Origin of the sequence: Kineococcus xinjiangensis, from assembly GCF_002934625.1 — a bacterium.
GTDB classification, from domain to species: Bacteria; Actinomycetota; Actinomycetes; order Actinomycetales; family Kineococcaceae; genus Kineococcus_A; species Kineococcus_A xinjiangensis.
Genome location: NZ_PTJD01000006.1, coordinates 20,214 through 34,239, shown reverse-complemented (window position 1 = coordinate 34,239; position 14,026 = coordinate 20,214). Strand labels below are relative to the sequence as shown.

General features: G+C 76.1%; 16 protein-coding genes. 12 read left to right on the top strand and 4 right to left on the bottom strand.

The genetic code is table 11. The features are described 5' to 3' along the window. Positions 1-40 precede the first annotated feature (40 nt). On the top strand, positions 41-877 hold the full coding sequence (locus CLV92_RS09620; protein WP_104432612.1) for a glycoside hydrolase family 16 protein: 837 nt from the start codon (positions 41-43) through the stop codon (positions 875-877). Here CLV92_RS09620 and CLV92_RS09615 read toward each other — a convergent pair. Both CLV92_RS09615 and CLV92_RS09610 read right to left on the bottom strand, forming a co-directional pair. Continuing rightward, complete coding sequence (locus tag CLV92_RS09615) at positions 831-2,273, bottom strand: glycosyltransferase family 2 protein (RefSeq protein WP_104432611.1); 1,443 nt, start codon at positions 2,271-2,273, stop codon at positions 831-833. The genes CLV92_RS09620 and CLV92_RS09615 overlap by 47 nt on opposite strands. Before the next feature lie 10 nt (positions 2,274-2,283). After that, positions 2,284-3,288: a glycosyltransferase family 2 protein gene (locus CLV92_RS09610; RefSeq protein WP_104432610.1), complete on the bottom strand. Its 1,005-nt coding sequence runs from the start codon at positions 3,286-3,288 to the stop codon at positions 2,284-2,286. 423 nt (positions 3,289-3,711) lie between these two features. Between CLV92_RS09610 and CLV92_RS09605 the strand changes: the two genes are divergently transcribed. Both CLV92_RS09605 and CLV92_RS09600 read left to right on the top strand, forming a co-directional pair. Then, positions 3,712-4,602, top strand: coding sequence for a glycosyltransferase family 2 protein (locus tag CLV92_RS09605; protein WP_104432609.1), 891 nt, complete (start codon positions 3,712-3,714; stop codon positions 4,600-4,602). Positions 4,603-4,761: 159 nt separating this feature from the next. Next, entirely contained in the window at positions 4,762-5,340 is a 579-nt protein-coding gene (locus tag CLV92_RS09600; RefSeq protein WP_146099477.1) for a hypothetical protein, read from the top strand. 14 nt (positions 5,341-5,354) lie between these two features. Here CLV92_RS09600 and ybaK read toward each other — a convergent pair whose 3' ends face one another. Together ybaK and CLV92_RS09590 are read right to left on the bottom strand one after the other, a co-directional pair. Next, complete coding sequence (gene ybaK, locus CLV92_RS09595; protein WP_104432607.1) at positions 5,355-5,858, bottom strand: Cys-tRNA(Pro) deacylase; 504 nt, start codon at positions 5,856-5,858, stop codon at positions 5,355-5,357. A gap of 35 nt (positions 5,859-5,893) precedes the next feature. Further along, positions 5,894-6,568 (bottom strand): LON peptidase substrate-binding domain-containing protein, encoded by a 675-nt coding sequence (locus CLV92_RS09590; protein WP_104432606.1) that lies wholly within the window; start codon positions 6,566-6,568, stop codon positions 5,894-5,896. Between the two features lie 106 nt (positions 6,569-6,674). Between CLV92_RS09590 and CLV92_RS09585 the strand changes: the two genes are divergently transcribed. The 9 genes from CLV92_RS09585 (at position 6,675) to CLV92_RS09545 (ending at position 13,865) form a co-directional block, all read left to right on the top strand. Next, entirely contained in the window at positions 6,675-7,535 is an 861-nt protein-coding gene (locus tag CLV92_RS09585) for a PhzF family phenazine biosynthesis protein (protein ID WP_104432605.1), read from the top strand. A 37-nt stretch (positions 7,536-7,572) separates the two neighbouring features. Then, positions 7,573-8,907: a histidinol dehydrogenase gene (gene hisD / locus CLV92_RS09580; RefSeq protein WP_104432604.1), complete on the top strand. Its 1,335-nt coding sequence runs from the start codon at positions 7,573-7,575 to the stop codon at positions 8,905-8,907. Then, complete coding sequence (locus tag CLV92_RS09575; protein WP_104432603.1) at positions 8,904-9,347, top strand: hypothetical protein; 444 nt, start codon at positions 8,904-8,906, stop codon at positions 9,345-9,347. Before hisD ends, CLV92_RS09575 begins: the two co-directional genes overlap by 4 nt. 32 nt (positions 9,348-9,379) lie before the next feature. After that, entirely contained in the window at positions 9,380-10,531 is a 1,152-nt protein-coding gene (locus CLV92_RS09570; protein WP_104432792.1) for a histidinol-phosphate transaminase, read from the top strand. After that, on the top strand, positions 10,528-11,157 hold the full coding sequence (hisB, locus tag CLV92_RS09565; RefSeq protein ID WP_104432602.1) for an imidazoleglycerol-phosphate dehydratase HisB: 630 nt from the start codon (positions 10,528-10,530) through the stop codon (positions 11,155-11,157). Before CLV92_RS09570 ends, hisB begins: the two co-directional genes overlap by 4 nt. Next, the gene (gene hisH, locus CLV92_RS09560) at positions 11,154-11,816 is read left to right on the top strand and encodes an imidazole glycerol phosphate synthase subunit HisH (RefSeq protein ID WP_104432601.1); all 663 of its coding nucleotides are present in this window, start codon (positions 11,154-11,156) and stop codon (positions 11,814-11,816) included. Before hisB ends, hisH begins: the two co-directional genes overlap by 4 nt. A 101-nt stretch (positions 11,817-11,917) precedes the next feature. Continuing rightward, positions 11,918-12,691 carry a bifunctional 1-(5-phosphoribosyl)-5-((5-phosphoribosylamino)methylideneamino)imidazole-4-carboxamide isomerase/phosphoribosylanthranilate isomerase PriA gene (gene priA / locus CLV92_RS09555; RefSeq protein ID WP_104432600.1) on the top strand — a complete coding sequence of 258 codons (774 nt, stop codon included), beginning with the start codon at positions 11,918-11,920 and terminating at the stop codon, positions 12,689-12,691. Further along, positions 12,688-13,086 carry a Rid family hydrolase gene (locus CLV92_RS09550; protein ID WP_104432599.1) on the top strand — a complete coding sequence of 133 codons (399 nt, stop codon included), beginning with the start codon at positions 12,688-12,690 and terminating at the stop codon, positions 13,084-13,086. The genes priA and CLV92_RS09550 overlap by 4 nt, the downstream gene beginning before the upstream one ends. After that, complete coding sequence (locus CLV92_RS09545; RefSeq protein WP_211291016.1) at positions 13,083-13,865, top strand: SseB family protein; 783 nt, start codon at positions 13,083-13,085, stop codon at positions 13,863-13,865. Before CLV92_RS09550 ends, CLV92_RS09545 begins: the two co-directional genes overlap by 4 nt. Positions 13,866-14,026: the final 161 nt, after the last annotated feature.

Below are 14,026 nucleotides of genomic sequence, written 5' to 3'. Positions count from 1 at the left end.
TGATCCTCAAGAGGCCTCCGGGGGTCGTCGATGGGGGTGCGTGCACACCTCCTTCACCCGGCGCGCCGCGGCCGCTGCCGCGCTGTCGCTCCTGCTCGCGTCGGCGAGCTGGGTGAGCGCCGCCGCGGCGCCCGTCCCCGCGCGCACGACCGCGGTGCCCCAGGCGGCCGCGGACCTTCCCGTCCGCAAGCTCGCCACGAGGAAGAAGCGGACATCTGCGGTGGCGTCAGCGCACAGGTGGCGCCCCGTCCTCGTGGAGGACTTCGGCGGCAGGTTCGACGACCGCCTGTGGTGGCGCTACGGCGGTGTCTCGAAGGCGTCCGGCGCGGAGTTCGACTCCACGGCGGTGCGGATCGCGGACGGCGCTCTCGTCCTGACCTCGCGGAAGGGGCCGGACGGGATCTGGCGCGGCGCGGGGGTCGGGCAGCGCACCACCCTGGCCTACGGGCGCTGGACCGTGCGGGCGCGGGCGGAGCGCGGTCAGGGCGTGACGATGGTCGCCCTGCTCTGGCCCGGCGACAACAGGTGGCCGCCGGAGATCGACTTCGCCGAGGACAACGGCGCCGACCGCCGGATGATGTCGTCCACCGCGCACTTCGCGGACGGCAAGAGGGTGCACCACGAGACGGCGATCGACTCCACCCAGTGGCACGACTACGCGGTGGAGTGGACCCCCGGTCAGATCAAGTACCTGATCGACGGCCGGGTCTGGGCCACGGTCGCCGACGCCCGGGTGCCCGGCCAGCCCATGCGCCTGGCGCTGCAGACGGAACCCTGGGTCAAGGGCACGACCTGGTTCCGTCCCGTCGCGGACTCGACCCCCTCGCAGGTCAGCGTCTACGTCGACTCGGTGCGGATCGAGAGCCTGCAGCGCTGACCAGCCGAGGGCCCCGCGGCTCGCGCGCGGCGGCGCGCAGGTAGATCCCCGCACCGCGGGCGATCTGCAGCAGGCTCGCCGGTGACGTCGGCGAGCGCGCGGCGTCGGGCGCCCCGGCGGCTGCGGCGTCGGCCGCTCCCGCGGGTGCGTCGGCCCCCGTGGATGCGCCGGCGGCGGATGCCGACCGGGTGTCGGCGAAGGCGAGCAGCGGCAGCTTCAGCATGGCCAGCGCTCTGGAGGGCCTGCGCCGCAGCAGGGAGACGTAGAAGGCGCCCAGCCCGCGCTGGTACCCGTCCAGCTGCTCGTGCAGCGCGTTGTCGTCACGGCGGTGGTAGTGCCACGTGACGGCGTCGGGGGCGTACACGGCGGTCCAGCCGGCCAGCATGACCTCGGTGATGGCGGCGGTGTCCTCGGCGCCCTTCGTGGGGGAGCCCGCGCCGAGGTGGGGGTCGAACCCGTCGATCGCGTGCAGGGCCCCCACCCGGAAGGCCATGTTCGCGCCGACGCCGAACGCGGGGCGCGGGTAGAGCGGTGACTGGACCCGGCGCTGGTAGTCCTCGTCGAAGACGTCGCGGGCGAAGCCGCGGCCCTTGCTGTGGCCGCCGAACGTCTCGAACATGGCCTGCGCCTGCGTCTGGAGCTCCGCGGGGAGCACCAGCCCCGAGACGACACCCACCCGGGGGTCCTGGAACTCGGCGGCGAGGGCCACCAGCCAGTCCGGGTCCGCGCGCTCGTCGTCGTCGAGGAAGGCGATGACCTCCCCGGAGGCCTCGCGGATCGCCGTGTTCCGGGCGCGGGAGAGGCCCGCAGCGGGTTCCCGCACGTACCGCAGCGGGACGGAGCGCGCGGCGGCGGCGCACAGCTCGCGCGTCGCCTCGGTGCGCGGGGCGTTGTCCACGACCAGGATCTCCAGGTCGTGGTAGTCGAGCGCCGCGATGCTGTCGAGGCACCGCTGCAGCGACTCCGGCCGCTCGCGGGTGCAGACGACGACCGTGATCCGGGGCCCGCTGCCACGCACCGCCTCGCGGTGGTCCCGCACGGGACAGGACGGGTGGGGGAGCCCGCTCGCCGTCAGCGCCGTCGGCGCGAGGCCGTGGGCGGGCGCGAGGTCGGCGAGCGCGGGCCGCAGCTCGCCGTCGACGGCCTCCGCCAGCGCGGCCGGTGCGCACGGACCCGGGAGCAGGACCATCCCGACGGGCTGCCCGCACAGGCGCACGACCACGCACACCGGCTGGGGCTCGCCCGCCTCGGCCGCCGCGACGGCCGGCAGCGGCTGCGAGACGTCGACCTCGACGATGCGGGCCGGCTCGAAGGCGGCCGGGACGCCGATCAGGCGACCCGCCCGCGACGCGTCCCGGGGGCGGGCCTGGGCGGTGGGGAGCTCAGTGCCGGTCATGGTCGCCTCCTCAGCGCGCGGCGAGCGCGGGCCGGCGGGTGGAGCGGCGCCCGATCCGCCGGCGCTCCACCACGAAGCCCGAGCCCGCCACGACCGTGCCGGCCACGATCAGCGCCGAGCGCGCGAGCCCCCACAGGTCCCCGCGCACCGCCTCCGCGGCGCCGCGGAGCATCCCGGCCGGCAGCACCCGGGTGGTGTAGGCGCGTTCCGCGGTGAGGCTCTCCTGCTCACCGGCGATCCGGGCGAGCCCGGCCTTGCCGATCCCCTCCATCCAGCAGCGCCGCAGGAAGAAGGAGACGGTCGAGCGCTCCGCCGGGACCGCGTGCACCACCAGCGCGTCCGGTGCGTAGAGCCAGTGGCCCCCCGCGGCGGCCTGCACGCGCATGCACAGCTCCGTGTCCTCGGGGCGCGAGGCCTCGCCGACCTTCCCGAAGCCCTCGTCGAAGCCGCCGACGGCGCGGAAGTCGGCGGAGCGGACGGCCATGTTCTCGCTCCACACGTTGCGCACGGGAGCGGCGGACTCCGGCATCCCCGTGTAGGAGGCGCCCACGACCCAGCCGAACTCCATGGGGAACCACGGCGGGCGGCCGGTGTGCCAGTCCGGCAGCACCCCGCCGCCGACGCCGCAGACCGCCGGGTCGGAGACCAGCGGCTGGAGGAGCCGCCGCAGCCAGGTCGCGTCGGTGGCCGCTGCGTCGTCGTCGAGGAACGCCAGGTACTCGCCCGTGGCCGCCGCGGCCCCGGCGTTGCGGGTCGTGGAGGCTCCCCGCTGACCCTCGTTGAGGACGACCGTGGCGCCGGCCAGCTCGGCGCGCGCCCGGTCGAGGAGGGCGCGGTTGTTGTCGATCGCGACGACGAGCTGCACGGCTACGCCGTCCTGCTCGAGCGCCGAGCGGACCGCGCGCTCCAGCAGGGGCCAGCGGCCCTCGTCGTGCGCGGCGATGACGACACTGCACGCCGGAGCGGGAGCGTTCTCGTCGGCGGTGGCCGGGTGCGCTCCGGGCTGCGTCGGCATGTCACCTCTCGGGAGGGGATGGCGCCCCGCGGTCGCCGGGACGTCTCACTGCGGTCTTCGGGGGTGGACTATGCCGTGACGGCCGAGGAGTGTCGAGGTCACCCTGCGTGCTCGGCGGTCGGTCGGTGCCGCTACCGTGCCCCCGGCGGGGACTCCGGGACCCTGCTCCGCCGGCCTCGAGGGGCGCTGCGCGCCAGCACGAGACGCGCCGTCGCGTCAAGCAAAACGGTCGAAATTGCTCCGTCACCCATTTGACGCATCACCGCGCCCGCCGTTACGGTTCCAACACATTCTCGGCCTCACGTCGGTGTGAGCGACCCTCGAGCGGGTCTTGCTGGACCGAGTGCAGGGAGGTCTGCCGACCTGGGGGTCCGGCTGCGCTCGGGTGGGGATGGCCGAGCAGCAGCGACACCTGGGGGAAGCATGACCGAACGCAACATCGTGGACGTCAGTGACGGTCCCGGCGCCGCTTCGGCCGCGCCGAGGGTCAGCATCGTGGTTCCGACCTACAACGAGGCGGCGAACCTGCCGCACGTGTTCGCGCTGATCCCCGAGGACATCCACGAGGTCGTGGTCGTGGACGGGCGCAGCAGTGACGGCACCATCGAGACCGCCCGGGCGCTGCGCCCCGACGTGCGCATCGTGCTGCAGAACCGTCGCGGCAAGGGCAACGCCATGGCCTGCGGCTTCGCCGCCGTCACCGGCGACATCGTCGTCATGCTCGACGCGGACGGCTCCGCCGACCCCCGCGAGATCCCCAGGTTCGTCGCGGCCCTCACCTCCGGTGCCGACTTCGCCAAGGGCACCCGCTTCGCCCCCGGCGGCGGCAGCAGCGACATCACCCGCCTGCGCAAGGCCGGCAACTGGTTCCTCAACACCACGGCCAACATCCTCTTCGGGACCCGCTACAGCGACCTCTGCTACGGCTACAACGCCTTCTGGGTCGACTGCCTGCCCGCCCTGGAGCTCGACGCCTCCGGTGAGCGTGTCGACGAGAAGCGCTGGGGCGACGGCTTCGAGATCGAGACGCTCATCAACACCCGGATCGCCAAGGCCAAGCTGGCGATCCGCGAGGTGCCCAGCTTCGAGTTCGACCGCCTCCACGGCGAGAGCAACCTCAACACCTTCCGCGACGGCTTCCGCGTGCTGACCGCCCTGATCGTCGAGCGCTGCCGTCCCGGCGTGCAGCTGCCCGCCCGCATCCCGTCCCAGGGCCGGCGCGCCCTGCTGGCGCGCGCCGCGGCCCCCGTGGCCGCTGCGGCGCCCGAGGTCGTGGACGTGCGGGACTCCACGCTCGAAGCCAACCTGCGCTGAGGCGCCCGTGACCGCCTCCACCACCTGCCCACCCGGGCCGCGTGGAAGGCGGGAGGTCGCCCGTGCTCCGGCCGACGCGCGTCGCGCCGCGCCCTCGAGGCGCGCTGATGCCCGGCGTCGGCCGGCTCCCGCCCGCGCCTGCGGGGTCGCGTGATGCCCGTGGCGGTGCTCGCGAACCGCGCCGCGTGGCGCAGGTGGCGCGACCAGCGGCTGAGCGCCCTCCGGCACCTCGCCGGGGAGCACGCCTGGTCGATCCTCCCGCTGCTCGACCCGGCCTCCCGCTTCCCCGTGCCGCAGTGCCCCGCGGGGGCCGCGGTCGGCACCGAGCTCGCGGTGGCCGGGCGGCGCGGACTGCGCGCCGTCCTGGCCGCCTCCCTGCTCGTCTCGCCGCGCGGCCCGCACGGGCGCCTCGGGGTCCGCTTCCGCGACGACGTCGTGCTGGTGCTCTCCCTGGAGGTGAGCCGGCCGGTGGGATCGCCGCACTGGAGCGTGACCACCGGCTCCCGGGGCGATCTGGCCGCGCTCTCTGGTCCGGTCCCCGCGTTCCTCGCCGGCCTCCCCCCGCGGTCCGCGGGAGGGCGCGGCCTCGGTCCCGGGGAGTTCCTCACCGCGACCGGCGACGAACTGCTGTGGAGCAGCCTGCTGAACAGCCCCACGGACGTCGTGGCGCTCGTCGAGCAGCGCCTGGCGCTCCTGGCGGAGATCGCCGAGACGCTCGACGAGGGCCTGCGTGCCTGAGGTGGGCCGCCCCGTCAGTCCCGGCCCACCTCCGCCACCACCGCCGCGGTGACGCGGGCCAGGTCGGCGGGCGCCAGCTCGATCTCCAGGCCGCGCCGTCCCGCGCTGACGCAGATCGTCGGCCACTCCAGCGCGCTGGCGTCGAGCACCGTGGGCAGAGCGGTGCGCTGCCCCAGCGGGCTGATGCCCCCCACGACGTAGCCGCTGCTGCGCTCGGCGCGCGCCGGATCGGCCATCGTGGCGCGCTTGCCACCCGCCGCCGCGGCGAGCGCCTTCAGGTCCAGGCGCCACGGCACCGGCAGCACCGCGACGACGAGGCGGCCGTCGAGGTCCGCCAGCAGGGTCTTGAAGATCTGCTCCGGCCGGGCGCCCGCGAGCCCCGCCATGGCGCGGACGGCCTCGGCCCCGAAGTCGGTCTCCCCGTCGGCGTGCTCGTAGGCGTGCAGCCGGTGCCCGACGCCGGCGGCCGCGGCGGCGCGCACCGCGGGGGTCGCCCCCTTCTCGGCCTTCCTGCCCATGACCGCTCTCCCCACCCCGGCGCTTCCGGGTGCCGTCAGTTGTAGGTGTCGGGCAGCTGCGGCAGGTCCGTCGCCGGGACCGCGTGCAGGGCCTCGACGATGCCCAGCTCCCGCCGCAGCAGCTCCAGCTCCGAGCGCAGCCGGCTGCAGGTGTCGGGCTCCTCCAGCAACCGCTGCCGCTCCTGCGTCGGCAGGACCATCGCCGCGGCCACGAGGTAGGACAGCACCGAGGGGTCGTCGGGCGCCCCCGTGCCGCCGATGTCGAGGGCGTCGCGGTAACGGGCGAAGCGGTGCTGCACCGAGGTGGCCAGCAGGTGCGCCGCCGGGTCGTCCTCGTCCTCGGCGCCCGGGTCCTGCCCGTAGGGCTCCACGAGCGCCGTCAGGTACGGGGTGCCGGCGTCCTCGTCGATGGCCGTGACCCGGAACCGGGACGTGCCGACGGTGATGATCTCGTAGCGGCCGTCGTCCAGCTCGGTGACCTCCCGCAGCTGGGCGACGCAGCCGACGGAGTGCATGGAGTGCACGCCGCCCTCGCCGACCTCGTGCCCCGCCCGGACGGCGACCACCCCGAAGCCGCGCGGTTCCTCGCCCGCGTCGGCGACGAGGTCGGCCACGAGGGCCCGGTAGCGCGGCTCGAAGACGTTCAGGGGCAGCACGAGGCCGGGGAACAGGACCGTTCCGAGGGGGAAGAGGGGCAGTCGCCGGGCCACCGCGACAGCCTACGGTCCACCGGCCCGCGCCCCGGGCGCCGGCTGCAGTGCCCCGCTGCGCCCCTCCACGCTGCGCCCCGCCGCGGGCGCTCCTAGGGTGGCGGCCGTGCGACTGCGGATCATCGACGCCTTCACCGACCGGCCCTTCGCCGGCAACCCTGCGGGCGTCTGCCTGCTCGAGGAGCCCGCTCCCCAGGCGTGGATGAGCAGCGTCGCGGCGGAGCTGAACCTGTCGGAGACGGCGTTCGCGGTCCCCACGGGGCCGGGCCGCTGGGACCTGCGCTGGTTCACCCCCACCACCGAGGTCGACCTGTGCGGGCACGCGACGCTCGCCACGGCCCACGCGCTGCACTCCGACGGCGTGGCCGGGCCCTACTCCTTCGTCACCCGCAGCGGTGAGCTGCGCGCGCAGGTGGCCGCGGACGGCACGGTGCGGCTCGACTTCCCCGCGCAGCCCACCTCCCCGCTGAGCCCGGAGCTGACCGGCCCGCTCGTCGAGCACCTGGAGGCGGCGCTCGGCGTGCACCCGGAGGAGGTGGAGTCCAACGGGATCGACGTCGTGGTGCGGATCTCCGACGAGGGGCACGTGCGGGCCCTGTCCGCCGACACGGCCGCGCTGGCCGCGGTCGACGCCCGCTGCGTCATCGTCACGGCCGCGGTGGAGCGCCGCCCCCTCGCCGAGGACGTCGTCCTGGGCGGGGACGCCCCCGACGCCGGGGGCGTCCCTGACGCGGTCTCGCGCGTCTTCTGCCCGCGCGTCGGGGTTCCCGAGGACCCCGTCACCGGCAGCGCCCACTGCGCCCTGGGTCCGTTCTGGGCGCAGCGGCTCGGGCGCACCGAGCTGGAGTTCCACCAGGTCTCCCGCCGCGGCGGGCGGCTCGCGGTGCGCGTGCTGGGGGAGCGGGTGGAGCTGGCCGGGCGCGCGGTGACCGTGCTCGACGGCGAGCTGGCCGCGGGCCCCCGCTGAGCCGGCGGCCGGCTCGCGCCCCCGTACCATCGAGGCCGTGACCACCGCCCCCATCCGCCGCATCGACCTGCGCGGCGCGCCCCTGGACCCCGCGACCCTGCGCGCAGCGGTGCCTCGGGCCGACCTGGACGTCGCCGAGGCCCTCGAGAAGGTGCGGCCCATCTGCGAGGCCGTCCGCGAGCGCGGCACGGCGGCGGTGCTGGAGTACACCGAGCGCTTCGACGGTGTGGCGCTGGCGTCCGTGCGGGTGCCCGCGCAGGCGCTCGCCGACGCCCTCGACGGCCTCGACCCGCAGGTGCGCGCCGCCCTGGAGGAGACGATCCGCCGGGTCCGCCTGGTGCAGCGCAGTCTGCGCCGCCAGGACGCCACGACGCAGGTCGTGCCCGGCGGCACGGTCACGGAGCGCTGGGTGCCGGTGGGCCGCGTCGGGCTGTACGTGCCGGGCGGGCTGGCGGTCTACCCGAGCAGCGTCGTCATGAACGTCGTGCCCGCCCAGGAGGCCGGGGTCGAGTCGATCGCGGTGACCAGCCCCGCGCAGCGCGACTTCGGCGGCCTGCCGCACCCGACGATCCTCGCCGCCTGCGCCCTGCTCGGCGTGGCGGAGGTCTACGCCGTCGGCGGCGCCCAGGCCATCGCGATGTTCGCCCACGGCGCGCGCGACGAGGCGGGGGAGCTCGTCGTCGCCCCCGTCGACGTGGTCACCGGCCCGGGCAACGTCTACGTCGCCGCCGCCAAGCGGCTGGTGCAGGGCATCGTCGGCATCGACGCGGAGGCCGGTCCCACGGACATCGCGGTGCTCGCCGACGACACCGCCGACGCCGGCCACGTCGCCGCGGACCTGATCAGCCAGGCGGAGCACGACGTCCTCGCCGCGGCGGTGCTCGTCACCCCCTCCGAGGCGCTGGCCGCCGCGGTGGAGCGGGAGCTGCAGGCGCGCGTCGCCGCGACGAAGCACTCCGAGCGCATCCGCGCGGCCCTGTCCGGCCGGCAGTCGGCGATCGTGCTGGTCGACGACGTCGAGGCCGGGCTCGCCGTCGTCAACGCCTACGCCGCCGAGCACCTGGAGATCCAGACGGCCGACGCCCGCGACGTCGCGGCGCGGGTCCGCAACGCCGGGGCCGTCTTCGTCGGCCCGCACGCGCCGGTCTCCCTGGGCGACTACTGCGCCGGGTCCAACCACATCCTCCCCACCGGCGGCAGCGCCTGCCACACCGGCGGGCTGAGCGTGCAGACGTTCCTGCGCGGCATCCACGTCGTGGAGTACGACGAGGCCGCCCTGCGCGAGGTGGCGCCGCACGTGCTGGCACTGGCGCAGGCCGAGGACCTGCCCGCCCACGGCGAGGCCGTCTCGGCCCGCTTCCCCGCCCCGTGACCGGCGGGGGCGAGGCCGCCGAGCCGTCCCGCTCGGTGCTCGTCGTGCCGGTGGAGGGCGCCGAGCGCCTCTCCGCGGTCTGCACGCTGGCCCGGGTGCGCGGGCGGGTGGTTCCCGTCGAGGGCGCCGGCTGCGTCCTGCTGCCCGCCGCGCCGGCGGACGCGGAGGCGGCGGCGGCGAAGCTGTCGACGCTCGTGCAGGGCGCGGACGTCGTCGTGCTCACCTCCGCCGCCGGTGCCGTCACCGCCCAGCGCTGGCGCGGCGGGCGGCGCCAGGAGGACCCCAAGGCGGGGCTGCTGCTGTCGGTCTGGCCGGACGCCGTGCAGCGGTTGCTGCTGGGCCGGCTGGACCCCGCCGAGGTCCCCGGCACCCGTGACGGCGGGGAGGGCCCCCGCTGGCGGGCGGCGTGGTCGCTGGCGCGCAGCCGACGGCGGGGCTGAGTCGCGCCGCGCGCGTCTGGGACACTCGGGGCGTGACCGCCGAGCCCGCAACCCGCCTCCCGAGCGACGCCGCGGGGGCCCCGACCCTCGACGACCTCCCGCTGCGCGACGGCATCCGCGGTGAGCACCCCTACGGTGCGCCGCAGCTGGACGTGCCCGTGCTGCTCAACGTCAACGAGAACCCGCACGCCCCCTCGCCCGCCGTCGTCGCCGACATCGCCTCGGCCGTCGCGGAGGCCGCCGCCGGGCTCAACCGCTACCCCGACCGCGACTTCCTCGCCCTGCGCGCGGACTTCGCCGCCTTCCTGGCGCAGGAGTCCGGGGTGCAGCTGGGGCCGGAGCAGATCTGGGCCGCCAACGGCTCCAACGAGGTCATGCTGCACGTGATGCAGGCCTTCGGCGGACCCGGCCGCACCGCGCTGAGCTTCGCGCCGACGTACTCGATGTACCCCGAGTACGCGCGCGACTCCCTGACAGGCTGGGTCGCGGGCCGCCGCGAGGACGACTTCACCCTGGACGTGGACCACGCCCGCGCGATGATCGCCGAGCACCGGCCCTCCGTCGTGCTGCTGACCAGCCCGAACAACCCCACGGGGACCGCCCTGCCGCTGGAGGTGGTCGACGCGGTCGCCGAGGCGGTCACCGACGGGGTGGTCGTCGTCGACGAGGCGTACGCGGAGTTCCGCCGCGCCGGGGTGCCGAGCGCGCTGGAACTGCTGCCGCGCCACGGGCACCTGGCGGTCAGCCGCACCATGAGCAAGGCCTTCTCCCTGGCCGGGGCGCGGGTCGGCTACCTCGCAGCGGCTCCGGCGTTCGTGGACGCCCTGCGCATCGTGCGGCTGCCGTACCACCTCTCCGCCGTGACCCAGGCGGTGGCGCGGGCGGCCCTGCGGCACTCCACCGAACTCCTCGGGCGCGTGCACGAACTGCGCGGCCGCCGCGACGAGACCGTGGAGTGGCTGCGCGGCAAGGGGTTCGACGCTCCGACGTCCGACGCGAACTTCGTCCTGTTCGGCCGTTTCGCCGACCGGCACGCGGTGTGGCGGGGAATGCTGGAGCGCGGGGTCCTGATCCGCGAGACGGGCCCGGAGGGGTGGCTGCGCGTCAGCGTCGGCACGGAGGAGGAGATGCGCGCGTTCCGCGACGCACTCGACGAGGTCCACGAGGAGGTTCCCGCACGATGAGCACGGACACCACCCCCACCGCCCCCCGGCGGCGCAGCGCGCGCCTGGAGCGGACCACGTCGGAGTCCACCGTGCTGGTCGAGCTCGACCTGGACGGGACCGGCCGGACGGACATCTCCACGACGGTGCCGTTCTACGACCACATGCTCACCGCCCTGGGCAAGCACTCCCTGATGGACCTGACGGTCCGCGCCAGCGGCGACACCGAGATCGACGTCCACCACACCGTCGAGGACACCGCCATCGTCCTCGGGCAGGCGTTCCGGCAGGCCCTCGGCGACAAGTCGGGCATCCGCCGCTTCGCCGACGCCACCGTGCCGCTCGACGAGGCGCTGGCCCACGTGGTGGTCGACGTCTCCGGCCGTCCCTACTGCGTCCACACCGGCGAGCCGCCCGGGCAGGAGTACCACCTCATCGGCGGGCACTTCACCGGTTCCATGACCCGGCACCTGCTGGAGAGCTTCGCCTTCCACGCCCAGATCTGCCTGCACGTGCGGGTCCTCGCGGGCCGCGACCCGCACCACATCGTGGAGGCGCAGTTCAAGGCGCTGGCCCGGGCGCTGCGCTACGCCGTGGAGGCCGACCCGCGGGTGCAGGGCGTGCCGAGCACCAAGGGGGCGCTGTGAGCAGCACCGCCTCGAAGCCGGACGTCGTCGTCCTCGACTACGGCTCCGGCAACGTGCGCTCCGCGGTGCGGGCGCTGGAGCGGGCCGGGGCCGACGTCGAGCTGACCGCGGACCTGCGCCGGGCGATGGACGCCGACGGCCTCGTCGTGCCGGGCGTCGGTGCGTTCGCGGCCGTGGCGCGGGCGCTGCGCGAGGTGCACGGCGACCGGGCCGTGGAGCGCCGCCTCGCCGGTGGCCGCCCTGTGCTGGGCATCTGCGTCGGCCTGCAGGTGATGTTCGAGGCGTCGACGGAGCCCGGGGCGGGCGACGCGGAGGGGCTGGGGGAGTGGCCGGGCACCGCGGAGCGCCTGCCCGCGCCCGTGGTGCCGCACATGGGCTGGAGCACGGTGGAGGCGCCCGCGGGTTCCGTCCTCTTCGAGGGCATCGCCGACGAGCGCTTCTACTTCGTGCACTCCTACGGCGTGCAGCGCTGGGAGATGGTCGACACCACCGGCGGACGGATGACGCCGCCGCTGGTGACGTGGGCGGAGCACGGCGCGCCGTTCGTCGCGGCCGTGGAGAACGGGCCACTGTCGGCGACCCAGTTCCACCCGGAGAAGTCCGGCGACGCCGGCGCGGAACTGCTGCGCAACTGGGTGCGCTCCCTGCGCTCCGCCTGAGCGGCGCGGCACCCCGGCGCGGGACCGCGCACCGGGGTGCCGCGGTGCGGGGGCGAGCGTGGCGTCGGAACCGCACCGGGAGCCTCGTAGGCTGTCCGCCCGTGACCGACGCTTCCCAGCCCGCACCGCCCACCACCCCGCAGACCCCCGCCCGGCTGGAGCTGCTGCCGGCCGTCGACGTCGCCGACGGCCAGGCGGTGCGCCTCGTCCAGGGCGAGGCCGGCAGCGAGACCTCCTACGGCGAGCCGCTGGCCGCCGCCCTCGCCTGGCAGGAGGCCGGGGCGGAGTGGGTGCACCTCGTCGACCTCGACGCCGCCTTCGGCCGCGGCTCCAACCGCGTGCTGCTCGCCGAGGTCGTCGGCCGCCTCGACATCGCCGTGGAGCTGTCCGGCGGCATCCGCGACGACGAGTCCCTCGCGGCCGCCCTGGCCACCGGCTGCCGCCGCGTCAACCTCGGCACCGCCGCGCTGGAGGACCCGGAGTGGACCCGCCGCGTCATCGCCGAGCACGGCGACCGCATCGCCGTCGGCCTCGACGTGCGCGGCACCACCCTCGCCGCCCGCGGCTGGACGAAGGAGGGCGGCGAGCTGTTCGACGTCCTCGCCCGGCTCGACGCCGACGGCTGCTCCCGCTACGTCGTCACCGACGTCACCAAGGACGGCACGCTGCGCGGGCCGAACACCGACCTGCTGCGGGAGGTCTGCGCCCGCACCGACGCCCCCGTGGTCGCCAGCGGCGGCATCTCCAGCCTCGACGACCTGCGCGCGCTGCGGGAGCTCGTCGGGATCGGCGTGGAGGGCGCCATCGTCGGCAAGGCCCTCTACGCCGGGGCGTTCACGCTGCCGGAGGCCCTGGACGTGGCGGGCCGCCCGTGAGCGGAGTGCGGCGGATCTCCTCGGGAGGACCGTGGGAGGCGGCCTACGGCTACTCCCGGGCCGTGCTGGTGCCGGGCGGGGCGGCGCGCGTCCTCGTCAGCGGTTGCACCGCCGTCGTCGACGGTCAGGTGCAGGCCGTGGGGGACGCGCGGGGGCAGACCCTCATCGCCCTCGGCGTCGCGGAGGCGGCGCTGCGGGAGGCGGGCAGCGGTCTCGAGCACGCAGTGCGCACCCGCATGTACGTCGTCGGGCGCGAGCACTGCGACGCGGTGGGACTGGCGCACGGTGAGCGCCTCGGCGCCGCCCGCCCGGCGGCCAGCATGCTGCTGGTGTCCGGGCTCGTCGACGAGCGGATGCTCGTCGAGGTCGAGGTGGAAGCCGTCGTCCCGGCGTGAGCGGCTCCTCCGGGCCCGAGCGTCGGCAGGCGGACTCCGCCGGAGTGCCGTGGGCCGGCCGCACCCTGGCGCCGAACCCCTTCGCCGGTGACGACGGCTCCCCGGCACCGGCGGTGGACGCCGCCCTGGCGCGCTGGGCCGCGGTCGACCCCGTCGACGCAGCGGCCCGCCTGCGCGCCGCTGCCGAGGTGGTGGCCGCCCTCGCGGGCACGCGGGTGTTCGCCCCCGTCGTCGCCGTCCTGGGGGAGGCGGAGGTCGTGGCCGCGGGTCCGGCCGGCGACAAGAGCGCCGACATGGCGCTGGCCCTGCTGACCCGCGACGACGGCCGCCGCGCCCTGCCGCTGTTCACGGGGCTGGAGCGCCTGGCGGCCTGGCGGGCGGACGCGCGGCCGGTGCCGGTGGAGGCGGCCCGCGCGGCCCTGTCCGGGGTGCAGGAGCGCTGCGAGGCGCTCGTGCTGGACCCGGCGGGCCCGGTGCGCTTCGTGGTGCCGCGTCCGGCGGTGGAGGCGCTGGCGCGGCAGGGGACGTGGACGCCGGCGCCCTTCGACGAGGAGGTCGCCTCCGCGGCGAGGGCGGCGGTGGCGGACCTCCCGGCGGTGCGCTCGGTCGCCGTGGAGGCGGGGGAGCGGGCGGAGCTGCGGCTGGTGCTGGGCCTGGTTCCCGGCCTGGACCGCGAGGCGCTCTCGGCCGTGACCGCGCAGGCGGGGGAACGGCTGGCGGCCTCGCGGGTCGTGGCCGAACGCGCCTCGTCGCTGGAGCTGCGGCTCGTCCAGGCCTGACCCGTCCGCCGCGGCCCCCGGGCGACCCCCGGCGGGCCCCCGGCTGACGGGTCCTGCTCGCAGGGGAGCCGCCGCGCCCCGTGGGAGCATCGGCGGGTGCTCGACGACCGCCCCGGTGCCCCCGCCGGTCGCGCCCGGCGCGGTCCGCGCGGGGGCGTCCT